Origin of the sequence: Pseudoroseomonas cervicalis (genome assembly GCF_030818485.1) — a bacterium.
GTDB lineage: Bacteria > Pseudomonadota > Alphaproteobacteria > Acetobacterales > Acetobacteraceae > Pseudoroseomonas > Pseudoroseomonas cervicalis_A.
The window spans coordinates 1278200-1302930 of sequence record NZ_JAUTAJ010000004.1 but is presented as its reverse complement, the minus strand read 5'-3'; the positions used below and the strand labels follow the sequence as shown (position 1 = coordinate 1302930).

The 24731-nt window shown below is 71.5% G+C and carries 23 protein-coding genes; 7 read left to right on the top strand and 16 right to left on the bottom strand.

The window, feature by feature from the left end:
• The first annotated feature begins 35 nt into the window (after positions 1 to 35).
• Entirely contained in the window at positions 36 to 1406 is a 1371-nt protein-coding gene (gene pcaB, locus QE401_RS09930; protein ID WP_307138046.1) for a 3-carboxy-cis,cis-muconate cycloisomerase, read from the top strand.
• On the opposite strand, the gene QE401_RS09925 is transcribed toward pcaB, so the two are convergent.
• The 4 genes from QE401_RS09925 to QE401_RS09910 all read right to left on the bottom strand — a co-directional run bounded on the left by QE401_RS09925 (position 1340) and on the right by QE401_RS09910 (position 4633).
• Complete coding sequence (locus QE401_RS09925; protein WP_373461477.1) at positions 1340 to 1633, bottom strand: alpha-hydroxy-acid oxidizing protein; 294 nt, start codon at positions 1631 to 1633, stop codon at positions 1340 to 1342. The two genes, pcaB and QE401_RS09925, sit on opposite strands and share 67 nt — an antisense overlap.
• A 40-nt stretch (positions 1634 to 1673) precedes the next feature.
• Positions 1674 to 2402, bottom strand: coding sequence for a tripartite tricarboxylate transporter substrate binding protein (locus tag QE401_RS09920; protein WP_307140217.1), 729 nt, complete (start codon positions 2400 to 2402; stop codon positions 1674 to 1676).
• 369 nt (positions 2403 to 2771) lie between these two features.
• Positions 2772 to 3782: a hydroxyacid dehydrogenase gene (locus QE401_RS09915; protein ID WP_307138045.1), complete on the bottom strand. Its 1011-nt coding sequence runs from the start codon at positions 3780 to 3782 to the stop codon at positions 2772 to 2774.
• Between the two features lie 170 nt (positions 3783 to 3952).
• On the bottom strand, positions 3953 to 4633 hold the full coding sequence (locus QE401_RS09910) for an RraA family protein (RefSeq protein ID WP_307138044.1): 681 nt from the start codon (positions 4631 to 4633) through the stop codon (positions 3953 to 3955).
• A gap of 141 nt (positions 4634 to 4774) precedes the next feature.
• Here QE401_RS09910 and QE401_RS09905 point away from each other — a divergent pair, with 141 nt between their 5' ends.
• The 3 genes from QE401_RS09905 to QE401_RS09895 are packed head-to-tail and all read left to right on the top strand — an operon-like array spanning position 4775 to position 7490.
• Positions 4775 to 5776 carry a Bug family tripartite tricarboxylate transporter substrate binding protein gene (locus QE401_RS09905; RefSeq protein ID WP_307138043.1) on the top strand — a complete coding sequence of 334 codons (1002 nt, stop codon included), beginning with the start codon at positions 4775 to 4777 and terminating at the stop codon, positions 5774 to 5776.
• 47 nt (positions 5777 to 5823) lie between these two features.
• On the top strand, positions 5824 to 6711 hold the full coding sequence (locus tag QE401_RS09900) for an SMP-30/gluconolactonase/LRE family protein (RefSeq protein ID WP_307140216.1): 888 nt from the start codon (positions 5824 to 5826) through the stop codon (positions 6709 to 6711).
• A 56-nt stretch (positions 6712 to 6767) separates the two neighbouring features.
• Complete coding sequence (locus QE401_RS09895) at positions 6768 to 7490, top strand: IclR family transcriptional regulator (protein ID WP_307138042.1); 723 nt, start codon at positions 6768 to 6770, stop codon at positions 7488 to 7490.
• Positions 7491 to 7527: 37 nt separating this feature from the next.
• On the opposite strand, the gene QE401_RS09890 is transcribed toward QE401_RS09895, so the two are convergent.
• A complete protein-coding gene (locus tag QE401_RS09890) occupies positions 7528 to 7881 on the bottom strand; it encodes a cyclophilin-like fold protein (protein ID WP_307138041.1) in 354 nt (117 codons plus the stop codon).
• A 116-nt stretch (positions 7882 to 7997) separates the two neighbouring features.
• Complete coding sequence (locus QE401_RS09885; RefSeq protein WP_307138040.1) at positions 7998 to 8903, bottom strand: alpha/beta hydrolase; 906 nt, start codon at positions 8901 to 8903, stop codon at positions 7998 to 8000.
• 293 nt (positions 8904 to 9196) lie between these two features.
• Here QE401_RS09885 and QE401_RS09880 point away from each other — a divergent pair, with 293 nt between their 5' ends.
• Positions 9197 to 10216 (top strand): LysR family transcriptional regulator, encoded by a 1020-nt coding sequence (locus QE401_RS09880; RefSeq protein ID WP_307138039.1) that lies wholly within the window; start codon positions 9197 to 9199, stop codon positions 10214 to 10216.
• A 104-nt stretch (positions 10217 to 10320) separates the two neighbouring features.
• Here the strand turns inward: QE401_RS09880 and QE401_RS09875 are convergent, their stop codons facing one another.
• Positions 10321 to 11022 (bottom strand): SDR family oxidoreductase, encoded by a 702-nt coding sequence (locus QE401_RS09875; protein ID WP_307138038.1) that lies wholly within the window; start codon positions 11020 to 11022, stop codon positions 10321 to 10323.
• Positions 11023 to 11041: 19 nt separating this feature from the next.
• Positions 11042 to 12235 (bottom strand): MFS transporter, encoded by a 1194-nt coding sequence (locus QE401_RS09870; RefSeq protein WP_307138037.1) that lies wholly within the window; start codon positions 12233 to 12235, stop codon positions 11042 to 11044.
• A 95-nt stretch (positions 12236 to 12330) separates the two neighbouring features.
• On the opposite strand from QE401_RS09870, the gene QE401_RS09865 reads away from it, so the two are divergent.
• Positions 12331 to 13119: an AraC family transcriptional regulator gene (locus tag QE401_RS09865; protein WP_307138036.1), complete on the top strand. Its 789-nt coding sequence runs from the start codon at positions 12331 to 12333 to the stop codon at positions 13117 to 13119.
• A gap of 273 nt (positions 13120 to 13392) precedes the next feature.
• Here the strand turns inward: QE401_RS09865 and parE are convergent, their stop codons facing one another.
• The 6 genes from parE to QE401_RS09835 form a co-directional block, all read right to left on the bottom strand.
• A complete protein-coding gene (gene parE / locus QE401_RS09860) occupies positions 13393 to 15366 on the bottom strand; it encodes a DNA topoisomerase IV subunit B (RefSeq protein WP_307138035.1) in 1974 nt (657 codons plus the stop codon).
• A gap of 209 nt (positions 15367 to 15575) precedes the next feature.
• Positions 15576 to 16058 carry a DNA starvation/stationary phase protection protein Dps gene (gene dps, locus QE401_RS09855; RefSeq protein ID WP_007002436.1) on the bottom strand — a complete coding sequence of 161 codons (483 nt, stop codon included), beginning with the start codon at positions 16056 to 16058 and terminating at the stop codon, positions 15576 to 15578.
• 88 nt (positions 16059 to 16146) lie between these two features.
• Positions 16147 to 17751, bottom strand: a complete 1605-nt coding sequence (locus QE401_RS09850) for an MFS transporter (RefSeq protein ID WP_307138034.1) — start codon at positions 17749 to 17751, stop codon at positions 16147 to 16149.
• A 148-nt stretch (positions 17752 to 17899) separates the two neighbouring features.
• A complete protein-coding gene (locus tag QE401_RS09845; RefSeq protein ID WP_307138033.1) occupies positions 17900 to 18472 on the bottom strand; it encodes a nucleoside 2-deoxyribosyltransferase in 573 nt (190 codons plus the stop codon).
• A 58-nt stretch (positions 18473 to 18530) separates the two neighbouring features.
• Positions 18531 to 19955 (bottom strand): alpha,alpha-trehalose-phosphate synthase (UDP-forming), encoded by a 1425-nt coding sequence (otsA, locus tag QE401_RS09840; protein WP_307138032.1) that lies wholly within the window; start codon positions 19953 to 19955, stop codon positions 18531 to 18533.
• A 13-nt stretch (positions 19956 to 19968) separates the two neighbouring features.
• A complete protein-coding gene (locus QE401_RS09835; protein ID WP_307138031.1) occupies positions 19969 to 21768 on the bottom strand; it encodes an ABC transporter ATP-binding protein in 1800 nt (599 codons plus the stop codon).
• A 135-nt stretch (positions 21769 to 21903) separates the two neighbouring features.
• On the opposite strand from QE401_RS09835, the gene QE401_RS09830 reads away from it, so the two are divergent.
• Positions 21904 to 22965, top strand: a complete 1062-nt coding sequence (locus QE401_RS09830) for a glycosyltransferase family 4 protein (protein WP_307138030.1) — start codon at positions 21904 to 21906, stop codon at positions 22963 to 22965.
• Between the two features lie 79 nt (positions 22966 to 23044).
• Here QE401_RS09830 and QE401_RS09825 read toward each other — a convergent pair whose 3' ends face one another.
• Complete coding sequence (locus tag QE401_RS09825) at positions 23045 to 23869, bottom strand: MetQ/NlpA family ABC transporter substrate-binding protein (RefSeq protein WP_307138029.1); 825 nt, start codon at positions 23867 to 23869, stop codon at positions 23045 to 23047.
• Positions 23870 to 23887: 18 nt separating this feature from the next.
• Entirely contained in the window at positions 23888 to 24706 is an 819-nt protein-coding gene (locus tag QE401_RS09820) for a MetQ/NlpA family ABC transporter substrate-binding protein (RefSeq protein ID WP_307138028.1), read from the bottom strand.
• Between the last annotated feature and the right edge of the window lie 25 nt (positions 24707 to 24731).

The following is a 24731-nucleotide window of genomic DNA, read 5'->3' as shown; positions in this document are numbered from 1 at the left end:
GCCGCCGCACCGCCAGAGCAGGAGAAGACCCACCCGTGACCCAGTTCGCCGACACCGCCAGCCCGCTCGATTCCGCCCTGTTCCGCGACGCCTTCGGCACGCCGCGCATGCGCGAGATCTTCTCCGACCGCAGCCTGGTCGCCCGCTATATCGAGGTGGAGATCGCCCTGGCCCGGGCCGAGGCGCGCTGCGGGGTCATCCCCGCCGAGGCCGCCGAACGCATCGCCGCCGCCTGCGACATCGGGGCGCTGGATGTCGACCGGCTGCGGCGGGAGACCGACAATGTCGGATACCCCATCCTGCCGCTGCTGCACCAGCTGGTGGCGCAATGCGGCGAGGCCGGGCGCTACCTGCATTGGGGCGCCACCACCCAGGACATCATGGACACCGCCGATGTGCTGCGCCTGCGCGCCGGGCTCGACGTGGTGGCGGCGGAGATCGCCGCGCTGCGCGGCATCCTGGCCGATCTGGCGGTGGCGCATCGCGACACGCCGATGGCCGGGCGCACCCATCTGCAGCAGGCGCTGCCGATCACCTTCGGCTACAAGGCGGCGATCTGGCTGGCCATGTTCGACCGCCATGCCGAGCGGCTGCGCGAGCTGCGGCCGCGGGTGCTGGTCGGCCAGTTCGCCGGCGCCGCCGGCACGCTGGCCTCGCTGGGCGAACAGGGGCTGGCGGTGCAGCAGGCCTTCTGCGCGGAGCTCGGCCTCGGCCAGCCCGCCACCACCTGGCATGTGGCGCGCGACGGCTTCGCCGAGGTGGTGAACTTCCTCGCCCTCGTCACCGGCTCGCTCGGCAAGATCGCCTATGACATCATGCTGCTGGCCGCGACCGAGTTCGGCGAGCTGTACGAGCCCTTCGTGACCGGCCGCGGCGCCTCCTCCACCATGCCGCAGAAGCGCAACCCGATCTCGTCGGAGCTGATGCTGGCCGCGGCCAAGGGGGTGCGGCAGCAGGCCGGGCTGATGCTGGACGCCATGGTGCAGGATCTGGAGCGCGCCACCGGCCCCTGGCACGCCGAATGGATGGCGGTGCCGCAGAGCTTCGTGCTGACCGCCGGGGCGCTGCACCAGGCGAAATTCGCGCTGGGCGGGCTGATCGTCGATGCGGGGCGGATGCGGCGCAATCTCGGCCTCAGCCAGGGGCTGATCGTCGCCGAGGCGGTGATGATGGGGCTGGCGCCGCATACCGGCCGCGATGCCGCGCATGACATCGTCTACGCGGTCTGCCGCGAAGTGAACGAGCGGGGCGGCACGCTGGCCGAGGCCCTGGCGCGCCATCCGGAGGTCACCCGCCATCTGGACCGCGCCGCCATCGACCGGCTGACCGATCCGGCGAATTACCTCGGCATGGCGCCGCAGATGGTGGACCGCGCCGTCGCCGCCTCCCGCGCCCAGGGGGGGTGAGGGCCGGGCCGCGGCAGCCGCCCCGCGCCGATCCCGGCCGGGGAGGTGACGCCGGGCAGCCCGGGATCGCGCGGCGCCTCGCCCCCCAGCCGCCGCGCCGCATGCAGCACCCCGGCCACGCCGCCCGGCGCGGCGGCGCGGAGGACGGGGCGGCCGGTGAAGACGCGGGCGGCGCCCAGCGCCCTCGCCTTCAGCAGCTCGCCGCCGCGCCGGATGCCGCCATCCAGCCGCGCCGGCAGGCCGCGCGCCGCCTCCGCCGGGCCGGCCTCAGCGCTGCCAGGGCGTCCTCTCCCAGATCTGGCGGTAGCGCGCCTCCTGCGCCGGCATCTGCGCCTCCCATTCGGCGCCGGGCAGATAGGCCATGGGCAGTTCCAGCTGCCGCGCCTTCTCCGCCCAGTCCGGCTTGGCCACCGTGCGGGCGACGGCGTCCTGCAGCCGCTGCGCCACCTCCTCCGGAATGTCGCGCGGCGCGCCGATGCCGCGCTCGCTGGTCATCAGCACGTCGTAGCCGAGCTCGCGGAAGGTCGGCACCTCCGGCATCAGCTCCCAGCGCGCCGCGCCCATGCCGGCCAGCGGCCGCAGCGCCGGCTTGTCCTGGCCGAGCATGCCGATCTCGCCGAGATTGAGCCCGGCCACGTCGATATGCCGCGCCAGCAGGGCGTTCTTCACCTGGCCCGCCCCGGCATAGGGGGTGTGGATGAATTCGGTGCCGGTGGCGGCCTCGAACAGGGTCAGCGCCAGATGGTCGTCGGTGCCCACGCCGGAGGTGCCGAGGCTGAGCTGGCCCGGGCGGCGCTTCGCTTCCGCCACAAGGTCGGCCAGCGACCGGATCGGGGAGTCGCGGTGCACCACGAAGGCGGTGGGGTCGTCGACCAGGCGGGCGATGGCGCGGATGCGGCTGCGGTCGTAGCGGACCCGCCGCTCGATCGGCACGGAGAGATAGCCCGGCGTGTTGATGCTGCCGATGGTGTAGCCATCCGGCCGCGCGCCCTGCAGCGCGACATAGGAGGTCTCGCCCGCCGGCGCCGGGCCGGTTGGTGATGACGAAATTGGCGCCGGGCAGCTCGACCGTGATGGCCTGCGCCAGGGCGCGCAGCATCACATCGGTGCCGCCGCCGGGGGCGAAGCCCACCACGATCTCGATGGCGCGGCCCTGCGGCCAGGCCGGCTGGGCCAGCGCCGGGCGCGCCAGCGGCGCGGCCAGCAGGCCGGCGCCGGCCGCCAGCAGGCGCCGGCGCGGCAGGTTCAGCGGCAGGTTCAGCGAATGTGTCATTCTTGGTTTCTCCTCCTCCTGAGAGCCCCGCGCGCCGCCCCGCGGGGCGGCGACGCCGGGCCTTTGGCCGGCCGCGCCGGCCGCGCGCCGCCTCAGCTCAGGACCGGCGACGAGGCCTGGCCGGCGGGCACCACCATGGCGCCTTCCAGCGCCGGCAGCCGGCCGGCCAGCACGGCGATGATGCTCTCCGCCGCGCCGCAGGCCATGCCGAGCGCGCCGCGCGGCGTGTTGGCCGCCAGATGCGGCGTCGGCACCACGCGCGGGTGGCTGCGGAGCGGGCTGTCGGCGTCCAGCGGTTCCTTGGCGAAGACATCCACCCCGGCCCAGCTGAGCTGCCCGGATTCCAGTGCCGCCAGCAGCGCCTCCTGGTCGACGATGCCGCCGCGCGCGGTGTGCACCAGGATCGCGCCGCGCGGCAGCAGGGCCAGCTCGGCGGCGCCGATCAGGCCGCGCGTCTCCGGCTCCAGCGGGCAGTGCAGCGACAGCACCTCGGCCTGCGGCAGCAGCTCGGCCAGCGACGCCACGCGCGTGCCGGGGCCGGGCAGGCCGTCGCCGGGCAGATAGGGGTCATACGCCAGGACCCGCATGCCGAAGGCGTCGGCATAGCGCGCCACCTTGGAGCCGATGGCGCCATAGCCCACGATGCCGAGCGTCATGCCGTCGATGTCGCGCGTCATGCGCGAGGTCTTCTCCCACAGCCCCTCGCGCATGCCGGCGGCGACCGAGGGCAGGTCCTTCAGCATGGACAGCATCAGCGCCATGGCGTGCTCCGCCACCGAGCGGGAATTGGCCCCGGCGGCGCGGGTGACGGCCAGGCCGCGGGCGCGGGCGGCGGCGATGTCGATGCCGTCGATGCCGGCGCCATGCCGTGCCACCACCCGCAGCTCCGGCGCCGCGGCGTCCATGACGGTGCCATTGATGAAGCCCTGGCGGTGCAGGATCGCGACCGGGCGGAGCCTGCCGATGGCCTCCAGCAGCTCCTCCTCGGCCGGGTAGCCGGTGGTGCAGTGCACGGCGTAGCCGGCCTCCTCCAGCATGGCGACGGCCTCGGGGGCCAGCCGGGCCGCCGAGACGAGGACATTGGGGCGGGGTGTGGCGGGCATGCGGCAATCCTTCGGGGCGGGCCGGCCGGGCGGGCCGGGCTTCGGTTCATCCGGGGCGGGCGGCGCGGCGCCCATTCGGCGAGCGGTGCGGGTGGGCGGGAAGGGCGGGGGCCGGGCCGGCGCCGCGGGCAGGCGCCGCGGGCAGGCGCCGGGCGCCGGGCCGGCCGGCCTCAGTCCAGCCCCTCGCAGCCCAGCCGCCGCAGCGTGGCGTCGACCCAGCTGGCGTCATGCGTGCCGGCCTCGATGCGGGCGACCTGCCGCTGCTCCGCCGCCTGCTTCTCGCCGGCGGCGGCCAGGATCGCCTCGGCCGCGTCGAAGGGCACGCAGAGCAGCCCGTCCTCGTCGCCCAGCACCAGATCGCCCGGCGCGATCACCATGCCGTCGATCGCGATGGGCACGTTGATCTCGCCCGGGCCGTCCTTGTAGGGGCCGCGATGCGTCACCCCCGCGGCGAAGACCGGGAAATCCTGCGCGCGGATGGCGGCGCTGTCGCGGATCGCGCCGTTCAGCACGATGCCGCCCAGGCGGCGCCGCACCATCTGCGCCAGCATCAGCTCGCCGATCAGCGCATTGGTCAGGTCGCCGCCGGCATCGACGATGATGACATCGCCGGGCTGGGCCAGGGCGATCGCCTTGTGGATCATCAGATTGTCGCCGGGGCGCGTCTTCACCGTCAGCGCCGGGCCGGCCAGCGCCGCGCCCGGGGCGTGCATCGGGCGCAGCCGCGCGCCGCCCGCCGTCATGCGCGCCATCACGTCGCTGACATTCGCCACGGGCAGGGCGCGGAAGCGCTCGACCAGCTCGGGCGCGACCGCGCGGCTGCGCTGGAGAATGCGGAATCCAGTGGCCAAGGCCGTGCTCCTCCCGGAAGGGCGCCTTTGCGCCCGTGTCGTTGACAGGTCTCGTTGACAGGGCGCTGCGCCGGATGCCACAAGGTGGCAGAAAAAACGTAACGCCGTTCCGAAATATCCGGTGCAGCCGAGGAAACGCAAGTGCCAAACAACCGACCCCACCATCTCTCCCGCCGCGCCCTGATCGGTGGCGGCCTGGCCCTGCCGCTGCTGGCCCCCCTGGCGCGCCCGGCGCTGGCGCAGGGCGGCTACCCCTCGCGCCCGGTGCGGGTGATCGTGCCCTGGGCGCCGGGCGGCGCGGTGGACACGCTGGCGCGCCGCCTGGCGCAGAAGCTGTCGGAGCAGCTCGGGCAGAGCTTCGTGGTGGAGAACAAATCCGGCGCCACCGGCACCATCGGCGCCGCCGAGGCCGCGCGCGCCGCGCCGGACGGCCACACGCTGCTGGCGATGGACAACACCTACGCCATGCTGCCCTATCTGTTCAGCCGGCTGCCCTTCGACTACGAGACCGCCTTCCGCCCGGTCACGGTCACCGCCTTCTCCCCCGTCCTGCTGGCGGTGGGCGAGAAATCGCCCTATCGCGACCTCGCCTCGCTGATCGCCGCGGCGAAGCGGGAGCCGGAGAAGCTGACCTACGGCACCGGCGGCATGGGCAGCGCGCCGCATTTCGCCACCCTGGCCTTCGAGCGCGCCGCCGGCGTCAAGCTCTACCACGTGCCCTTCCGCGGCGCCGGCGAGGCGGTGATCGGCGTGCTGTCCGGCAATGTGGACCTGGTGATTCTCTCGCCCGGCTCGACGCTCGGCAATATCCGCGGCGGCCAGCTGCGGCCGCTGGCGATCAGCGGCGGCCACCGCGTCACCGCCCTGCCGGAGCTGCCCACCTTCGCCGAGGCCGGCCTGCCCGGCTATGGCGTCGTCAACTGGTCCGGCCTGGCGGCGCCGCGCGGCACGCCGGACGCCATCCTCCAGCGCCTGCAGGAGGAGGCGGTGCGCGCCCTGGCCGCGCCCGACATGCGCGCCTTCATCGCCGAGCTGGGCTCGGAGCCCGGCGGCATCGCCCCCGACGCCTTCGCCCGGCTGATCCGGGAGGAGACCGCCCGCTGGCGCGACATCGCCGCCGCCGGCGGGATCGAGAAGCAGTAAGGCATCCATGATGAGCTTCTTCGCCCCGCCGCCGCGCCTCGAGACCCATCTCTTCACCCGGCTGCCGGACCGCTTCCGGCAGCCGTGCCGCTCCGCCTGGAGCGACGCCAACCGGGCCGGCCGCCCGGTGGACAGCTTCCTGGAGGGGGCCCTCCTTCGACCGGCAGGGCCGGCTCTACGTCACCGACATCCCCTTCGGCCGGGTCTTCCGCGTCTCGCCGGACGGGGCGTGGGAGCAGGTGGCCGAGTATGATGGCTGGCCGAACGGGCTGAAGATCCATCGCGACGGGCGGATCTTCATCACCGACTACAAGCGCGGCATCATGCTGCTGGACCCCGAGAGCGGCAGCGTCACCCCCTTCCTCGACACGGTGCGCTCGGAAAGCTTCAAGGGCGTTAACGACCTGGTCTTCGGCCCCGGCGGCGAGCTGTATTTCACCGATCAGGGGCAGACCGGGCTGCAGGATCCGACCGGGCGGGTGTACCGCCTGGCGCCCGATGGGCGGCTGGACTGCCTGATCGACACCATCCCGAGCCCGAACGGCATCGTCGTGGCGCCCGATGCCAGCTTCCTGCTGGTGGCGGTGACGCGGGCCAACCAGATCTGGCGCCTGCCGCTGCACGCCGATGGCAGCGTCACCAAGGCCAGCATCTTCTGCCACCTGCATGGCGGCCCGAGCGGGCCGGACGGGCTGGCGCTGGATGCCGAGGGCTGCCTGCTGGTGGCGCATGCCGGCTTCGGCACGGTCTGGCGGCTGTCGCCGCGCGCCGAGCCGCTGGCGCGCATCGCCTCCTGCGCCGGCTGGTCCACCACCAACCTGGCCTTTGGCGGCGCCGATGGGCGCAGCCTGTTCATCACGGAATCCGAGACCGGCTCGATCCTGCGGGCGGAGCTGCCGGTGCCGGGGCAGCCGCTCTACGCCGCGGCCGGTTGAGGCCGCGGCAAGGCGCCGGCTTGCTGCCGGTCCGTTCCGGCCGTAACGGTGCCGCCATGACGATTCCGATCCGCCCGAAAGCCCCGATGGAGGGCGTCGCCTCGGTCGGGCGCGCCCTGACGCTGCTCTCCGCCTTCCGCAAGGGCGACGACGCCGTGACGCTGGCCGAGCTGGCGGCGCGGACCGGCCTGGTGAAGCCCACCATCATGCGCCTGGCCATCACGCTGGAGGAGCATGGCTACCTGATCCGCCTGCCCGACGGCGCCTACCGGCTGGGGGCGGAGCTGTTCCGGCTCGGCTCGGTCTACCAGCAATCCTTCCGGGTCGAGGCGCATGTCATGCCGGCGCTGGAGCGGCTGGTGGCGGCGACGGGGGAGAGCGCCTCGCTCTATGTGCGCAGCGGCACGCAGCGTCTCTGCCTGTTCCGCGTCGATTCGCCGCACGCGCTGCGCCTGCATGTCCGCCAGGGCGACATGCGGCCGATGGATGAATCGGCCACCGCCCAGGTGCTGCACACCTTCGAGAACCCGGCCACGGCCCGCGCGGCCGGCCTCGCCCTGCCGATCTACACCAGCGGCGCGACCGACCCGCATATCGCCAGCATGGCGACGCCGGTCTTCGGCCCGGGCGAGAGCTTCGCCGGCGCGCTCAGCATCACCGGCCCGGTCACCCGCTTCAACCGGGAGGCGGCGGAGCGGGCGGCCGGCACGCTGCTGCAGGTGGCGGCGGAGCTGACGCGCGCCCTGGGCGGGGTGTTCCTGCCCGGGCCGGCGGGATGATCCGGGGCCGGTGACGACGGGCGGGGCCGCCCGCGGCTCAGTCGATCCGGGTGAGGGTGACCGTCACGCCGCCCGGGCGATCGAAGACCGAGGCATCGCCCTGCACCTGCCCGAGGATGCGGATGCCCGGCTGCGGAACGCGCCCGTCCCGGTAGTAGATGACGAAGTGGTTGCGGTTCCACAGGCCGAGCGTGCCGGCGCGGAAATCCGGCTGCCGTTCGCCGGCGGGAAGGTCGCGCGGCAGGAAGCCGGTCTTCTCCTGGCGCAGATGGTCGCGCATCGCGATCGTCAGCGGCAGCATGTCCAGCAGCGCCGCCCCGGCATCGGTATCGGCGATCTCGGCGGCGACCTCGCCCCAGGGGGAGCTGATCCGGATGCGCTCTCCTGCCATGGCGGCTCCTGTGCTTCCCAGAATGAACGCGGCGGCCAGCATGGATCGCAGCATGGCATCGCCTCCTCTGTCGGTGGTGGGGGGCGGGGCCCGGCCGGGCCGGGCCCCGCCGGGCGTCAGGCGGAGAGATGCGCCTCGAAGAAGGCCTGCAGCCGGTCGAAGGGGATCACATCCATCCGGTCATAGAGATCGACATGGCTGGCGCCCTCGATGATCAGCAGCTCCTTCGGCTCGGCGGCCGCGGCGAAGGCGGTCTCGCTGAAGTAGCGCGAATGCGCCTTCTCGCCATGGATCAGCAGCACCGGGCGGGGCGCGATCTCGGCGATATAGGTGAGGAGCGGCATGTTCATGAAGGAGAGGGGCGTGGTGACCGTCCAGGCATTGCCCGAATTCACCGCCCGCCGGTGATAGCCGCGCGGGGTCATGTAGTAGTCATGGTAGTCGACCAGGAACTGCGCCTCGCCGCCGCTGAGCCTGTTGTAGGGCGGCTGATAGGCCGGTGTGCCCTTCGCGGCATCCTCCCAGCGCTGGCGGCTGATCGTCTCCAGCGCCTTCGCGCGCTGTTCGGGCGTCATGGCGTCATTGTAGCCGCGCGCCATGACGCGGCTCATGTCGTACATCGTGCTGGCCACCACCGCCTTGACGCGCTTGTCGGCGGCCACCGCGTTGAGCGCGATGCCGCCCCAGCCGCAGATGCCGATCACGCCGATGCGCTCGCGGTCGACGGCCTCGTGCAGGCCGAGAAAATCCACGGCGGCGCCGAGATCCTCGGTGTTGATGTCCGGCGAGGCGACATTGCGCGGCTCGCCGCCGCTCTCGCCGGTGAAGGAGGGATCGAAGGCGAGGGCGACGAAGCCGCGCTCGGCCATGGTCTGTGCGTAGAGGCCGGATGATTGCTCCTTCACCGCGCCGAACGGCCCGGCGATGGCGAGCGCCGGCAGGCGGCCGCCGGACCGGCCGCGCGGCAGATACAGATCGCCCACCAGGGTGATGCCGTAGCGGTTCCGGAAGGTGACCTTCATGAGGTCGACCTTCCCGCTGCGGGGGAAACACCTTGTCCCAGTCGCTCGTCATGGTCTGTGCCTTCGCATCCGTGGCGGTGAGGAAAGAGGGGGTGCCGAGGGCGGCGAGCCCGGCGCCGCTCCGAGCCATCAGGCTGCGCCGGCCGAGGCCCGGGCTTGTCCTGTCATTCATGTCCGTCGCCATGCCGGTGCTCCGCCTCGTTCCATGTTCCGCAGCGAAGCTAGAGAGGAGAGACCCGCCGGATTAGGCGTCCAAACTGGCATGGACCCATCGACCGGTTCGATTAATCTCCATGCGGGAAGGGGAGGCCGCCCTGCCGCGCACCGATTTCAACCAGCTGACCTGGTTCCAGGTCGTCGCCGAGGAGCGGAGCTTCACCCGCGCGGCGGCCAAGCTCGGCATCGCGCAATCGACGCTGAGCCACACGATCCGGCAGCTCGAGGAGCGGATGGGGCTGCGCCTGCTGACCCGCACCACCCGCAGCGTCGCCCCGACCGAGGCGGGCGAGCGCCTGCTGCGGACGATCACGCCGCGCCTGGCCGAGATCGAGGACGAGATCGCGGCGCTGATGTCGCTGCGCGAGACGCCCTCCGGCTCGATCCGGCTGACCCTGTCCGATCATGCCCTGCACAGCGTGGTCTGGCCGAAGCTGCGGCCGGTTCTGGCGCGCTATCCCGAGCTCCAGGTCGAGCTGCGCCTGGACAGCACCTTCCGCAACATCGTCGAGGAAGGCTTCGATGCGGGCGTCCGGCTGGGCGAAAGCGTCGAGAAGGACATGGTCGCCGTCCGGATCGGGCCGGATTGGCGCCTGGTGGCGGTGGCCTCGCCCGCCTATCTGGCGGCGCATCCCCGGCCCGAGCATCCGCAGGATCTGCTCCAGCATGTCTGCATCAACATGCGGCAGGAGACCGCCGGCGGCCTCTATGCCTGGGAGTTCGAGAAGGACGGGCAGGAGCTGCGCGTGCGGGTCCGCGGGCAGCTCACCTTCAACACCTCCTACGCCATGATCGACGCGGCGGTGGCGGGCTATGGCATCGCCTATGTGCCGGAGAACATCGTCGAGCGGGAGCTGGCCTCCGGCGCGCTGGTCTGCCTGCTCGACGAATGGTCACCGCCCTTCGACGGCTACTATCTCTACTTCCCCACCCGGCGCCAGAACCTGCCGGCCTTCCGGGTGATCGTCGAGGCGCTGCGCCATCGCGGCCCGATCCGGCCCGGCATGACCGGGATCGGGCCCGGGACCCGGCAGGGTGAGGCGCCGGGGCAGGGCGTGCCCGCCCCTGGCGGAGTGCGCCGCAGGGGCCAGCGCTAGGCGCGGGTCGATCCTGGCTGCGACCCCGGCGCGCCGCGCGGCCCCGTCAGCGCGGCCCAGCGTCAGACCAGCGGTGTCAGACCGACCCTGTCAGACCGACCGGGTCAGACCGACCGGGTCAGCCCGCCATCGACGCGGAGATTCTGGCCGGTGATGTAGCCGGCCCCCTCCGAAGCCAGGAAGCTGATGGTCGCAGCGATCTCCTCGGCGCGGCCATAGCGGCCCATCGGCACGCTTTGCCGCCGTTCCTCCGTGGCGGGCAGGCTGTCGATCCAGCCGGGCAGCACGTTGTTCATCCGCACATTGTCGGCCGCGTGGGCATCGGCGAAGATCTTGGTGTAGGCGGCCAGCCCCGCCCGGAACACGGCCGAGGTCGGGAACATCGCGCTCGGCTCGAACGCCCAGGCGGTGGAGATATTGACGATGGCGCCGCCGCCCTGGCGCTGCATGATGGGCGCCACCAGCCGCACCGGCCGCACCACGTTCAGCAGATAGACGTCCATGCCCGCGTGCCACTGCTCGTCGGTGATCTCCAGGATGGGCGCGCGCGGGCCATGCCCGGCGCTGTTCACCAGCACATCGACCCGGCCCCAGCGCTGCATCGCCTGATCCACCAGCCGCTGGAGATCCGCAGGGGATTGGTTCGAGCCGGTCACGCCGAGGCCGCCGAGCTCCTGCGCCAGCGCCTCGCCCTTGCCGGAGGAGGACAGCAGCGCGACCTTGAACCCGTCGGCCGCGAGGCGCCTCGCCGCCGCCGCCCCCATGCCGCTGCCCGCCGCGGTGATGATGGCAATCTTCTCGCTCATGGTTGGCCTCCTGGCCTGGTCAGAGGATGGTATGGGCACGGCCGGCGCGATGGCCGAAGGCGGCCATGGCGCCGCACAGCGCCACGCAGGCGATGAGGGGCAGGAACCAGCCCCCCGTCATGTCGTGCAGCACACCGCCGAGCGGCGGCGCGGCGGCCGCGATGCTGTAGCCCATGGTCTGCGCCATGCCCGACAGCGCCGCCGCCTGCCGGACATTGGCGGCGCGCAGGCTGATGAAGGCCAGGGCCAGGATGAAGGTCCCCCCCGAGCCGAAGCCGAACAGCGCGACCCAGAGCATGGCCCAGCCGGGCAACAGCAGGAGGCCGAGCAGGGCCAGGCCCGCCAGCAGCGCCGTGCCCATGGCCAGGGCTCTCTGGTCCTTCAGGCGGCCGACCAGCGGCCCCAGCAGCAGGCCGGGCACGGCCGTCGCCAGCTGCGAGATGCCGTGCAGCGAGCCTGCCGCGGCCGCCGAATAGCCCGCATCGGTCAGGATGGCCGGCAGCCAGGTGACCGTCACATAGTAGACCAGGGAGTTCAGGCCGAAGAACGCCGTCACCTGCCAGGCCAGGGCCGAGCGCCAGATGCGCCCGCCATGCGGCGGCGTCGCGGTGCCCGAGGCGGGCGCGCTGCGGCCGGCGAGCTGGGGCGACCACAGGGCCAGCGCCAGCAGGGGCACCGGCAGGAAGGCGCCCAGCGCCCAGTTCCAGCCGGAGCCCGGCAGCGTGGCGATGGGCACCGCGGCGGCCGAGGCCAGGGCCGCGACCGCGCCGGCCGTGACGGCATAGGCGCTGGTCAGCGGGGCGATCTGGCGGGGGTAGTCGCGCTTGATCAGGCTCGGCAGCAGCACATTGCCGATGGCGATGCCGACACCGATGACGCCGGTGCCGAGGAACAGCGTCCAGGCGGGGCCGAGCGAGCGCAGCAGGACGCCACCCGCGATCAGCAGCAGGGCCATGAACAGGCTGCGCTCCAGCCCGTATTCGCGCCCCAGCAGCACGCAGAAGGGCGAGGCGATGGCAAAGGCCAGCAGCGGCAGGGTGGTCAGCGTGCCGGCGCCCACCGTGCCGAGGCCGGTCGCATCGCGGATCATCCCGAGCAGGGGCGCGACGCCCGTGATCGGCGCGCGCAGATTGGCCGCGATCAGCAGGATGCCGGCCAGCAGCAGGAAGGGTCGGGCCGCTGCAGGGGCGGGCCTGGTGGTGGCGTGGTTCATGGGCCTGTTGTCTGGTGGCGTCCGACTCATAGCGGCTTGCCGTTCGCCCGGATTGCGGTAGCCTGCCAAATAATCGCTAAATCCGGCCAATCGCCATGACCCTGCTCTCCTGCACCGCCGAGCATGATCCGGACCGCTCCGACCGTCCGGCGCTGGCGCTGCGCATCGATTTCCGGAACTACGTGCTGGAGGTGCCGATGCACCGGCACCGCAAGGGGCAGCTGGTGCTGGCGCTGCAGGGGGCGGTGACCTGCACCGCCGCCAATGGGCTGTGGGTTGTCCCGCCCCATTGCGGGGTCTGGATCCCGGGGGGGCAACTGCACAGCAACCGCGCCACGCCCAATGCGCTGCTGTCCTATCTGTTCGTGGAGCCGGATGCGGCCGCCCTGCCGGAGCAGTGCTGCACCATCGCCGTCTCGGCCATGGTGCGGGAGATGATCCACCGCCTGGCGGCGGCGCCGCAGGACTATGCGCCGGAGGACCAGACCGGGCGGCTGGTGCGCGTGCTGCTCGACGAGCTGGCGCTGATGCCGCAGGAACAGCTCAACCTGCCCGTGTCGGATCACCCGAAGATCCGCCTGATCGCGGACGCCCTGGCGGCCAATCCCGGCGACCGCAGCACGCTCGGCGAATGGGCCGCCCGCGTCGCCATGAGCGAGCGTTCCCTGACACGGCTGATGCTGGCGGAGACGAAGCTGAGCTTCGGGCGCTGGCGGCAGCAATTCCACCTGATCGTGGCGATGCGCGAGCTGGCGGCCGGGGCCTCCGTGCAGCGGGTGGCGGCCGAGCTGGGCTATGAATCCGTCACCGCCTTCATCACCATGTTCCGGAAGGCGCTGGGCCGGACGCCGAGCCGCTACTTCGCCCGATCAGGCCAGGGATAGGGTCCGGGCGGATCGGGCGCCCTGGTGCCGCCGCCGCCGCGCGTCCATGGGCTCAGGCAGGGGAGGGCGGAGCAGGATCGCGCGGCGAAGGCCTGGGTGCCGGGCGCCGACGGCCGAAAATACCCCGGCCGGCCATTCAGCAGGGGCGCGTCCATCCGCAGCTCCCGACACGCGCTTCAGCAGATGGGACAGGCCAGGCCGCGGCGCTGGCCGGCGGCCATCGCCAAGGCAGCTTCTGTCTCGATCGGCGGCTCTGTCAGGCGCCCGACACCATCAGGCGTCCACCTCCTCCAGGTCCAGCTTGCCGGCATTCTCCTGGATGAAGCGGAAGCGCAGCTCGGGCTTGCGGCCCATCAGCGCCTCGATCAGCTCGGAGGTACGGGCGCGCTCCTCCGGCGGCAGCACCACGCGCAGCAGGGTCCGCTTGCGCGGATCCATCGTCGTCTCCTTGAGCGAGGCCGGCGGCATCTCGCCAAGGCCCTTGAAGCGGCTGACCTCGACCTTCTGGCCGGGCTTGAAGGCCTTCTTCAGCAGGCGCTCGCGCTCGGCATCATCCATCGCGTAGAGCGTCTTGCCCGGTGTCGCCAGGCGGTAGAGCGGCGGCTGCGCCAGATAGACCCGGCCCTGGCGCACCAGCTCCGGCAGCTCCTTGTAGAAGAAGGTCATCAGCAGCGCCGCGATATGCGCGCCGTCGACATCGGCATCCGTCATGATGACGACACGCCCATAGCGCAGCCGGGAGAGGTCGAACTTGTCGCCGGCGCCGCAGCCCAGCGCCTCGATCAGATCCTTCAGCTCCTGGTTCTGCCGCAGCTTGTCGGCGCTGGCCGAGGCGACGTTCAGGATTTTTCCGCGCAGCGGCAGCACCGCCTGGGTCTCGCGGTCGCGCGCCTGCTTGGCGGAGCCGCCGGCGGAATCGCCCTCGACCAGGAACAGCTCGGTGCCATCGGCCGCCTCGCGCGCGCAATCGGCCAGCTTGCCGGGCAGGCGCAGCCGGCGCGTCGCCGATTTGCGCGGCGTGTCCTTCTGCTCGCGCCGGCGCAGCCGCTCCTCGGCGCGCTCGATCGCCCAGGTCAGCAGATTGCCGGCCATGGCCGGGTCGCCGGCCAGCCAATGGTCGAAATGGTCGCGCAGGCCCTGCTCGACCAGCTTGGCGGCCTCGGGGCTGGTCAGCTTGTCCTTGGTCTGGCCCTGGAATTGCGGCTCGCGGATGAAGACCGAGAGCATGCCCGCCAGCCCGCCGAACACATCCTCGGCGGTGATGGCGGCGGCGCGCTTCTCCTTCTTCAGCTCGCCATAGGCGCGCAGGCCCTTGACCAGCGCGGCGCGCAGCCCGGCCTCATGCGTGCCGCCCTGCGGTGTCGGGATGGTGTTGGCATAGGTGTGCAGGAAGCCCTCGCCCTGCTCCAGCCAGGTCACCGCCCATTCGCAGCGGCCGGCACCCTGTGGGAAGGTGCTCTCCCCGGCCCAGGGGGCGGGGATGACGGGGGCGCGGTTCTCCACCGCCGCCGCCAGGAAGTCGGACAGGCCGCCCGGGAAATGCAGCGTCGCCTGGGAAGGGGTGTCGTCCTTGACCAGCGCCGGGTCGCAGGACCAGCGGATCTCGACGCCGCGGAACAGATAGGCCTTGGAGCGGCAGAGGCGGAACAGCCGGGCGGCGAGGAATTGCTGCGCCCCGAAAATCTCCGGGTCCGGCTTGAAGCGGATGGTAGTGCCGCGGCGATTGTGCACGGCACCCGCATTCTTCAGCTTGGAGAGCGGCTTGCCGCGCGAATAGGCCTGGGTGAACAGGGTGCGGTCGCGCGCGACCTCGACCTCCAGCCGCTCGGCCAGGGCGTTCACCACCGAGCTGCCGACGCCGTGCAACCCGCCCGAGGTGTCATAGGCCTTGCCGGAGAACTTGCCGCCCGAATGCAGCGTGGTGAGGATCACCTCCAGCGCCGACAGCTTCGGGAATTTCGGGTGCGGGTCGGTCGGGATGCCGCGGCCATTGTCGCGGACGGTCAGCCAGTTGTCCTTTTCCAGCGTAACCTCGATGCGGTCGGCATGGCCGGCCACCGCCTCGTCCATGGCGTTGTCGAGCACCTCGGCCGCCAGATGGTGCAGGGCGTTCTCGTCGGTGCCGCCGATATACATGCCGGGGCGCCGCCGGACGGGCTCCAGCCCCTCCAGAACCTCGATATCCTTGGCCGAATAGGAAGCGCCGGCCTGCGCCTTGGCACCACGGCCGCCAAACAGATCGTTCATGTCTTGTTCACACCCTCGCCGGGCACCGTAGCGAAGGGGCGGGGTGCGAGGCAAGCCCGGGGTGCGGAGGGGGAAGGATCTTCTTTTTCTGAAGAAAAAGAAGCAAAAAGACTTTTATGAGTTGGCGTCCCGCCTCAGGCCTGAAGCGGGACGCCAAAACAGAAAGAAGTTTTTTGGTTCTTTTTTTTCTAAAAAAGAACCCTTTCTTCTCACTTCTCCAGATGCGCTTCCAGCATCCACAGCTTCTTGTCGAGGTCGCGCGACAGGCCGGTCAGCAGGTCGGCGGTGTCGGCATCGCCGGCCTCGTCGGTGCTGTCGATGCCTTCGCGCACATGCTTGGCCAGCAGGGCGAAGCGGTCGGCCAGCTCCTTCACATGCTCGAGCGAGGCGGTGGTGCCCTGCGGATAGGCCGGCAGGCGCGACTTCTCGACCACGTTCTGGCTGGTGCCGTCGGGCGTGCCGCCCAGCTGCACCAGGCGCTCGGCCACGTCGTCGGCGGTGGCGAAGAGCTCGTTGTAGAAGCCCTCCAGCATGGTGTGCAGGCCGATGAAGTTGGAGCCGCGCAGGGTCCAATGGGCCATGCGGACGCAGTTGGTCAGGTCGATCGTGTCCGACAGCGTGGCGTTCAGGACGCTGACGGAGACCTTCTTGGCATTCTCACCAAGATCGTTGCGCGTGGCGCGGAGAGCCATGGGGTACCTCCTGTCTGGCTAAGCTAACGCTTCGCTCAGGGTGGGGTTTCCGGCGCGGTTTGTCAGCCCCGGCAGCCCCACCCCGGCCTCAGGGCGACTGGCTGATGAAGCGCGCGGCCTCCGGTCCGGTTTCACCGCCGCGGTGCAGGGCGGCGGCGCGGGCGATCACCGCGCGGTCGGCGGGCTGCAGCCGGTCCAGCTCGCGCAGATGCTCGGTCCAGCTCTCCATCGCCCAGAACTCCGCCCACATCTCGGGATGCGCCACATCCTCATAGAGCCGCCAGGAGAGGGCGCCGCTGCGCAGCCGCACCTGGCGCAGCTCTGCCATGACCGCCAGGAAGGCCACGCGGTCGGCAGGGTCGATGCGGTAGCGGACCATCTCCAGCACCCGGCCGCGGCCTTGCGCCAGCAGCGGCACCAGCTCGGCCGCCGGCGCCTCCGGCTGCGGCAGGAGGGAGGAGGCGGCCTCGGCCGCGGGGCGCGGGTCGAGCGACCAGCGCCGCATCACCAGCGCCGCCACCGCGCCGCCGGCGCCGAAGCCGAGCAGCGCCGCCTGCACGCCGAAGACATCGCCCGCCCAGCCGGCGAGTGCCGAGCCGAGGGCGAGGGCCCCGAAAAAGGAGAGCTGGTAGATGCCGATGGCGCGCGCCCGCACCCAGGCGGGGGAGGCGAGCTGGGCCGCCGCCTGCAGGGTGGAGGCGGCGGCGATCCAGGCGGCGCCGTAGAGCAGCATGCCGATGCCGGCCAGCAGCCAATGGGTGGCCAGCCCCAGCAGCAGCAGGGCGGCGGCGGCCAGCAGCGCCGCACCCGCCACCAGGTCGCTGCGGCTGAGAATGGCGCGGAAGCGCGGCAGCAGCAGCCCGGCGCCCACGGCGCCGACGCCCATGGCCGCCAGCATCATGCCGAAGGCCTCCGGCCCCAGCCCCAGCCGGCCGCGCACCAGCAGCGGCAGCAGCCCCCACATGGCGGCGCCGAAGAAGAAGAACACCACGGCGCGCAGGATGATGACGCGCAGCGAAGGCGAGGCGGAGACGAAGCGCAGCCCGGCCCGCATGGCGGAGAGGAAATGCTCCTTGGGCAGGGTGCTGCGCGGCGCCTCCCGCCGCCACAGCAGCAGGGCCACAATCAGGATGACGAAGCACAGCGCGTTGAAGGCGAAGGCGGCCTCGGTGCCGGCGAGGCCGATGATGAAGCCGCCCAGCGCCGGCCCCACGGCGCGGGAGAGGTTGAAGCCGATGCCGTTCAGCACGATGGCCTGGGTCAGGTCGGTGCGCGGCACCAGCTCGGGCGTGGTGGCGGCCCAGGCGGGGAAGTTCATGGCGCTGCCGGCGCCGATGGCGAAGGTGAAGGCCAGCAGGCTCCAGGGCCCGATGACGCCGCCGGCGGTGACCAGGCAGAGCGCGAGGCCCATGGCGCACATCCAGGCCTGGGCGAAGATCAGGTAGCGCCGCCGGTCGACGATATCGGCCATGGCGCCGGCCGGCAGGGCCAGGAGGAAGACCGGCAGCATGGAGGCGGCCTGCACCAAGCTGACCATGATGGGGGAGGGGTCGAGGCTGGTCATCAGCCAGCCGGCGCCGGTGTTCTGCACCCACATGCCGGTGTTGCTGGCCAGGTTGGCGAGCCAGAGCAGGCGGAAGGCGGGGTGGCGCAGCGGGGTGAAGGCGGAGGCGGATGCGGTGGTCTGGGACATTGGCGGCCTTGCAGGGCGGGCAGGGGGTCAAACTGCCCGCATCCCGCCTGGTCCGCCAGGGCTCGCGCCCTCAGCCGGTGCGCACTCTTTCTGACAAAAGTTTTTTGGTTCTTTTTTCCAAAAAAGAACCTTTCTTCCGGTTGTTTTCCTAGGCTGCGATCTTCCCGCGCAGCAGCGACACCAGGCATGCCTCGAAGGCGGTGAGGTCGCGCCAGCGCCGCTCTTCCGGCACCGCACGGGCGATCAGGCGGGCGCCGGAGGCGCGGATGCCGCCATCGATCATCAGGTTGTCGTGGCAGCCGAAGCTTTCCAGGTGCAGCCCCTCGCCATCCGCCCAGCCGCCCCCGGGCAGGGGCTGCGCCGCCTCCCCCAGGAAGGCGCGGGTGCGGCGGGAGAAATCCTCGGCGCTGTTGGTGTAGCCGGCGACGGGCCGGCCGAGCGCGCGCATGAATCCCACCTCATAGACCGTGCCGGCGTCGGCGGAGGGGCCGCGGAAGGGGGTGAGGTTGGCGATCATGGCGTCGGCGGCGCGGATATGCGCCTCGTTGCGCAGATAGATCTCGTACCAGCGCTCGGTCGCGGCCTCGGCGGCGGGGTCGGCGATGGGGTCGGTGGGGAAGATGCCGATGGCGCCGTGGCGGGCGCAGATCGCCTTCTTCTCCGCCGCGATGGTGGCGGCGTCAGGCAGGAAGACATCGGGGCCGGCAAGATAGATGCGCATGGCACCAATTTGCCGGGTCGAGCGCCCCGCCGCCAGGGGCGAGGCGCCTCGTTCCGCTTCAGGCGGCGCGGCCGCGCGCGCCGGTTGCCGGCAGGGCGCGCAGATCGCCCTCGAAGCGATCGCGCCAGCGCTCCAGGCTGTTGCGGCGCATCACCGAGAGCATGGCGGCGTGGCGCTGCTGGCGCTCCGCCAGCGACATGGACAGCGCCTGGTCGAGGGCGGCGGCGACCCCGGCCTCGTCATGCGGGTTGACCAGCAGGGCGGCGTCCAGCTCCCGCGCCGCGCCGGCGAATTGCGACAGCACCAGCACGCCGGGGTCGGCCGGATCCTGGGCGGCCACATATTCCTTGGCGACCAGGTTCATGCCGTCGCGCAGCGGCGTCACCAGCCCGACCCGGGCGGCGGCGTAGAGCGGCATCAGCGCGGCGCGCGGGAAGCTGCGGTTGAGGTAGCGCAGCGGCGTCCAGTCCAGCTCGGCGAAGCGGCCATTGATGCGGCCGGCCTCGCCCTCCAGCTCGCGCCGGATCGCCTGATAGGCCTCGACATCGGAGCGCGAGGGGGGCGCGATCTGCAGGTATTCGACGCGGCGGTGCCAGGCGGGGTGGGTGGCCAGGAAGCGCTCATAGGCGGCGAAGCGTTGGCGCAGGCCTTTGGAATAGTCCAGCCGCTCGACGCTCATGATCAGCTCGCGCCCGCCCAGCGCCCGGTGCAGCGCCTGCATCTGGGCGTGGCCGGCACCCGCCACGGCCTCGGCCCGCAGCGCGTCGACCTGCACGCCGATCGGGTAGACGCCGGTGCGGATCAGCCTGCCATGGACGTGCAGCAGGCCGCCGGCGGCCTCCTCGCCGCCCAGCTCGCGGCGGACATAGTCGGCGAAGGCCAGGCGGTCGCGCTCGGTCTGGAAGCCGATCAGGTCGTATTGCGCCATGGCGCGCACCAGCTCGGCATGCGCCGGCACGGTCATCAGCACCGAGGGCGAGGGCCAGGGGGTGTGCAGGAACAGGCCGATGCGGTTGCGCAGGCCGGCCTCCCGCAGCTGCTCGGCCAGGCAGAGCAGGTGGTAGTCATGCGCCCAGATGACGTCGTCGGGCCCCACCAGCTCGGCCAGATGGCGGGCGAAATGCGTGTTGACGCGGCGATAGCCGGCGAATTCCGCCCAGTCGAAGCGGGCCAGCGCGGTCTGGTCGTGCAGCACCGGCCACAGCGTCGCATTGGCGAAGCCGCGGTAATACTCGTTGTAGTCCCGCTGCGTCAGGTCGGTGGTGTAGAGCGTGACCGGCCCGCTGCGGGCGACGGCCGGGGGCAGGCCGGGCGGCAGGCTCTCGGGCGGCACCACATCGGGCAGGGTCTGGCCGGACCAGCCGAACCACAGCCCGCCATTGTGGCGCAGCGCGTCCATGACGCCGGCGGCCAGGCCGCCCGCGGTGGGCTCGCCCTCGGTGATGGGGGCGACCCGGTTGGAAACCACGACGAGACGCGACATGCGCGCTGCCCTTTCAGGCCGCATCCGGCAGGTCCGGCGGCGTGCCGGCCTGCTGCTGCAGCAACAGATCCCGATACGGACCGGGGTGGCGGGCCAGCGCCTCGGGCGGGCCATCCTCCACGATCCGACCCCGATTCAGGACAAGAATTCTGTCGAAATTTTGGAGGGTGGCGAGGCGGTGCGCGATGGCGATGACGGTGCGCCCCTGCATCAGCGTGGCGAGCGCCGCCTGGATCGCCCGCTCGCTCTCGCTGTCCAGCGCACTGGTGGCCTCGTCCAGCAGCAGGATGGGCGCGGGGCTGAGCAGCGCGCGGGCAATCGCCAGGCGCTGGCGCTGCCCACCCGAGAGCTTGACGCCGCGATTGCCGACCAGGGTGGCGAAGCCCTCCGGCAGGGCCTCAATGAAGCCGCGGCACTGGGCGGCCTCGGCGGCCTGCATCACATCGGCCTCGGTGGCGTCGGGGCGGGCGTAGCGGATGTTCTCCAGCACGGAGCGGTGGAAGAGCGCGGTGTCCTGCGGCACCACGGCCAGCGCATGGGCCAGGCTGTCCTGTGTCGCCCGGCGGATATCCTGGCCATCGACCAGGATGCGGCCCGAATCGGGGTCCCAGAAGCGCTGCAGCAGCGCCAGCACGGTGGATTTCCCGGCGCCCGAGGCGCCCACCAGCCCGACCTTCTGCCCGGCCGGGATGTCGAGGGTGAAGCCCTCCAGCACCGGAGCGCGGCCGGGATAGGCGAAGGAGACCGCCTCGAATCGGAGCGCGCCGGGGCCGGGGCGCAGCGGCGCGGCGTCCGGCGCATCCTCCAGCGCATGCGGCAGCAGCAGGGCGGAGAGCGCTTCCTCCAGCCGCGCCATCTGCTGGGTGAAATCGACCAGGGCGACGGCGATGTCGCGGGTGCCGTGCAGGATGGTCAGCGACAGCCCGGCCAGCAGCGCGACATCGCCCACCGTCGCGGCGCCGCGCTGCCACAGGGCGAGGCCAGCGGCCAGCACGCCGGCGGTGAGCAGGATGGTCAGCAGCGCGTGCAGGGTGCGCAGCTTCTCCATATGCCAGAGGCTGGCGCGGTGGCGGGCGACGTCGTGGCCGACCGCCTCGGCGATGCGGCGCCTCTCGCGCAGCGTGGCGCCGAAGGCGCGCATGACGCCGATATTGCCGACGATGTCGACCAGCTCCCCATCCACCGCGGCGGCGCTGGCGGCATGCGCCCGGTGCAGGGCGGTGCCGCGCCGCGCCAGCCGGTGCATCAGCAGGCCGATCAGCAGCGCCACCATGGCGAGCGCCAGGGCCAGCGGGACCGACACGGTGGCGGCGAAGAAGATGGCGGCCAGCACCGCGGTGCAGGGCGGGACCAGGCTCCAGGCCAGGCTGTTCTCCACCGCGAATCCGGCCTGGGCGGTGGCGGAGAGGCGGGCGGCCAGGGCGCCGGGCAGGCGGTCGGCGAAGAAGCCCGGGCTGTGCCCGGCCAGATGCGCGAACAGCCCGTTGCGGATATCGCCCGAGACGGCGGTGAAGACCCGCGTCGCCTGCCAGCCGCCCAGGCGCCAGAGCAAATTGTCGGCGGCGATCAGCGCGCAGAGCAGGGCGAAGGCGCCCCAGGCGGCGGGGGCGGATTGCGGCCCGGCGGCGATGCGGTCGATCAGCTGCTTCAGCCCGTACTGGGTCGAGACCGAGCAGAGCATGGCCAGCAGCACGGCGCCGAACACCACGGCATGGCCGGGCCCGTGGCGGGCCGCGTGGCGGGCCAGGAAACGCAGCCCGGAGGGCGGCGTTAGGAGTGGGGAAGAAGCCGGGGCAGACACCAGGGCAGACACCAGGACAGCCTACTTTTCGCCATAATGGATTTGTAGGTTCACGATGAAATATGGGCGCCCCCGGCAACGATCAAGTCACGCGGCGCTCCTGTTCCAGTAGACATAGTGATCTGCCTGAGAAAAGGGATCGCGTTCATGCGTATCGCGCAAATCTCGCCGCTGTTCGAGGCCGTGCCGCCCAAGCTGTATGGCGGCACCGAGCGGGTGGTTTCCTCGCTGACCGAAGAACTGGTGGCGATGGGCCATGAGGTCACGCTGTTCGCCAGCGGCGATTCCGTGACCCATGCGAAGCTGGCCGCGATGCGCCCCGAGGCGCTGCGCCTGGACCCGACCGTGAAGGACTGGGTCGCGCATTACATGCGCATGGTCGAGATCGTCGGCCAGCGGGCGCATGAGTTCGACGTGATCCATTCGCATATCGACTATTTCCCGCTCGGCCTGCTCGACCGCCAGCGCGTGCCCTTCGTGACCACGCTGCATGGCCGGCTGGACCTGCCCGAGTTCAAGATGATCTACGAGACCTATGGCCATACGCCTTACGTCTCGATCTCCGACCATCAGCGCCTGCCGATCCCGAAGCTGAACTGGGCGCGCACCATCCTGCATGGCATGCCGAAGGACCGGCTGACGCCGCAGCCGGTGGAGCAGAAGTATTTCGCCTTCCTCGGCCGCGTCTCGCCGGAGAAGGGGCTGGACCGCGCCATCCGCATCGCCAAGCGGGCGGGCGTGAAGCTGAAGATCGCCGCCAAGATCGACGCCGCCGACCGGGCCTATTACGAGCGCGAGATCGCGCCGCTGATGGGCCAGGAGCATGTGGAATACATCGGCGAGATCAATGACGACCAGAAGCCGGAATTCCTCTCCGGCGCGCATGCGCTGCTGTTCCCGATCGACTGGCCGGAGCCGTTCGGCCTGGTGATGATCGAGGCGATGGCCTGCGGCACGCCGGTGATCGCGATGCGCCGCGGCTCGGTGCCTGAGGTGATGGAGGATGGGCTGACCGGCTTCATCGTCGAGAATGAGGATGAGGCGGTGGCCGCCGTCGCCCGCATCCCGGAGCTGGACCGCGCCAAGGTGCGCGCCCGCTTCGAGCAGCGCTTCACCGCCCGCCGCATGGCCGAGGATTATGTGGCGCTGTATGAGGAGCTGATCGAGCAGGCGAAGTCGCCGCGCCTGCGCGCTGTCGCCGGCAACTGAGACGAGCCGGCGGACAGCGTCCGCCGGCCCTGGCAGAAAAAAGATGGGGGCCCGGGGGAATTCCTTCCCCCGGCCTTTTTTATGCTCCGACGATCACCGCCCCGCCGAAGGTCTTCTCAACGAATTCCTTGACCGCCGGGTCGGCATAGGCGCGGGCCAGCTTCTGCGCCCAGGGCCTGTTCTCGTCGCCCCGCCGCGCCACGACGAGCACGGTGTAGACGCTGTCCGTCCCCTCGATCGCCAGCCCTTCCTTCAGCGGGTTCAGCCCCGCTGGCACCGCGTAGTTGCCGGTGATGGCGGCGGCGTCGACATCGTCCAGGCTGCGGGCGATGGAGGCCGCCTCCAGCTCGACGATGCGGATGCGCTTCGGGTTGCCGGTGATGTCGGCGATGGTCGCGCGGTAGTCGGCGCCCGAGCGCAGCTCGATGAGCCCGGCCTTGGCCAGCAGCAGCAAGGCGCGGCCGCCATTGGTCGGGTCGTTCGGGATGGCGACGCGGGCGCCGCTCGGGATGTCGGCGATGGCGCGGTGGCGGCGGCTGAACACGCCCATCACCGTCAGCACCGTCTTGCCGACGGGGACGAAGTCGTAGCCGCGCTGCTGCTTCTGCGCCTCCAGGAAGGGCAGGTGCTGATAGGTGTTGATGTCGATGTCGCCGGAGGCGAGGGCGACATTGGGCTGGATGAAATCCGCGAAGGTGCGGATGTCGATGGCGAAGTTGTCGCGCTTCAGCACGTCGCGCACCACTTCCAGCACCTGCTCATGCACGCCGGCGGTGACGCCGACGCGCAGGGGCCGGGCCGCGCTGCCGAACTCGGCCGCTCCCTGGCTCCGGGCGTGGCGCGGCAGCAGGGCCGGCAGCAGCAGCGCGCCGCCGGCCAGGATCAGGGAGCGTCGGTTCAGCATCTCTCGCTTGTCCTCAGGTCAGAAGGCGGGAACGACCGAGCCCTGGAAGGTCTCGGCGACGAATTTCTTGACGTCGTCATTCTGGTAGGCCGCCACCAGCCGCTTCACCCAGGGCGCGTCGCGGTTGTCGCGATGCACGGCGATGAGGTTGGCATAGGGGCTGTCGGCGCTCTCGATGGCGATGGCGTCGCGCACCGGGTTCAGCCCCGCCGGGATGGCGAAATTGGTGTTGATGGCGGCGGCGTCGACCTCGTCCAGGGTGCGCGGGATCTGCGCCGCCTCCAGCTCGATGATGCGCAGGCGCTTCGGGTTCTCCAGCACATCGGCGATGGTGGCGCGGAAATCGGCGCCCGGCGTCAGCTTGAAGGCGCCATTGGCGGCCAGCAGGGCCAGCGCCCGGCCGCCATTGGTCGGGTCGTTCGGGATGGCGACGCGCGCGCCATTGGCCAGCTCGCCGATCGACTTCACGCGGCGGGAATAGACGCCCATGGGGAAGACCAGCGTCTTGCCGACCGCGACCAGCGGCAGGTTGCGGTCGCGCACCGCCTGGTCGAGGAAGGGCTGGTGCTGGTAGCAATTGGCGTCCAGATCCTTGGCCGCCAGCGCCGCGTTGGGCGTGATGTAGTCGGTGAAGGGCACGATGCGCAGCACGAGGCCGTCGCGCGCCGCGATCTCCTGCACCTTCTCCAGCACCTGGCTGTGCGGGCCGGCGGTGGCGCCGATGCGCAGCGGCCGCGCGGCGGTGCCGATCTCGGGCGCCTGGGCGAAGGCCGGCAGGGCGGCGAAGGCGGGCAGGGCGAGGGCGCTGCCCAGCAGGGCGCGGCGGTGGAGCGTCATGGCGATTTCCCGTTTCTTGCTGTTG

Bases quoted from the DNA above. Each gene is read 5' to 3' on its own strand.
- QE401_RS09915 (WP_307138045.1), bottom strand. From the start codon at position 3,782: ATGCCCGCCACACCCCGCCCCAATGTCCTCGTCTCGGCGGCCCGGCTG.
- QE401_RS09895 (WP_307138042.1), top strand. From the start codon at position 6,768: ATGACGATTCCGATCCGCCCGAAAGCCCCGATGGAGGGCGTCGCCTCG.
- QE401_RS09890 (WP_307138041.1), bottom strand. From the start codon at position 7,881: ATGGCAGGAGAGCGCATCCGGATCAGCTCCCCCTGGGGCGAGGTCGCC.
- QE401_RS09885 (WP_307138040.1), bottom strand. From the start codon at position 8,903: ATGAAGGTCACCTTCCGGAACCGCTACGGCATCACCCTGGTGGGCGAT.
- QE401_RS09880 (WP_307138039.1), top strand. From the start codon at position 9,197: ATGCGGGAAGGGGAGGCCGCCCTGCCGCGCACCGATTTCAACCAGCTG.
- QE401_RS09875 (WP_307138038.1), bottom strand. From the start codon at position 11,022: ATGAGCGAGAAGATTGCCATCATCACCGCGGCGGGCAGCGGCATGGGG.
- QE401_RS09870 (WP_307138037.1), bottom strand. From the start codon at position 12,235: ATGAACCACGCCACCACCAGGCCCGCCCCTGCAGCGGCCCGACCCTTC.
- QE401_RS09865 (WP_307138036.1), top strand. From the start codon at position 12,331: ATGACCCTGCTCTCCTGCACCGCCGAGCATGATCCGGACCGCTCCGAC.
- parE (WP_307138035.1), bottom strand. From the start codon at position 15,366: ATGAACGATCTGTTTGGCGGCCGTGGTGCCAAGGCGCAGGCCGGCGCT.
- dps (WP_007002436.1), bottom strand. From the start codon at position 16,058: ATGGCTCTCCGCGCCACGCGCAACGATCTTGGTGAGAATGCCAAGAAG.
- QE401_RS09850 (WP_307138034.1), bottom strand. From the start codon at position 17,751: ATGTCCCAGACCACCGCATCCGCCTCCGCCTTCACCCCGCTGCGCCAC.
- QE401_RS09845 (WP_307138033.1), bottom strand. From the start codon at position 18,472: ATGCGCATCTATCTTGCCGGCCCCGATGTCTTCCTGCCTGACGCCGCC.
- otsA (WP_307138032.1), bottom strand. From the start codon at position 19,955: ATGTCGCGTCTCGTCGTGGTTTCCAACCGGGTCGCCCCCATCACCGAG.
- QE401_RS09830 (WP_307138030.1), top strand. From the start codon at position 21,904: ATGCGTATCGCGCAAATCTCGCCGCTGTTCGAGGCCGTGCCGCCCAAG.
- QE401_RS09825 (WP_307138029.1), bottom strand. From the start codon at position 23,869: ATGCTGAACCGACGCTCCCTGATCCTGGCCGGCGGCGCGCTGCTGCTG.
- QE401_RS09820 (WP_307138028.1), bottom strand. From the start codon at position 24,706: ATGACGCTCCACCGCCGCGCCCTGCTGGGCAGCGCCCTCGCCCTGCCC.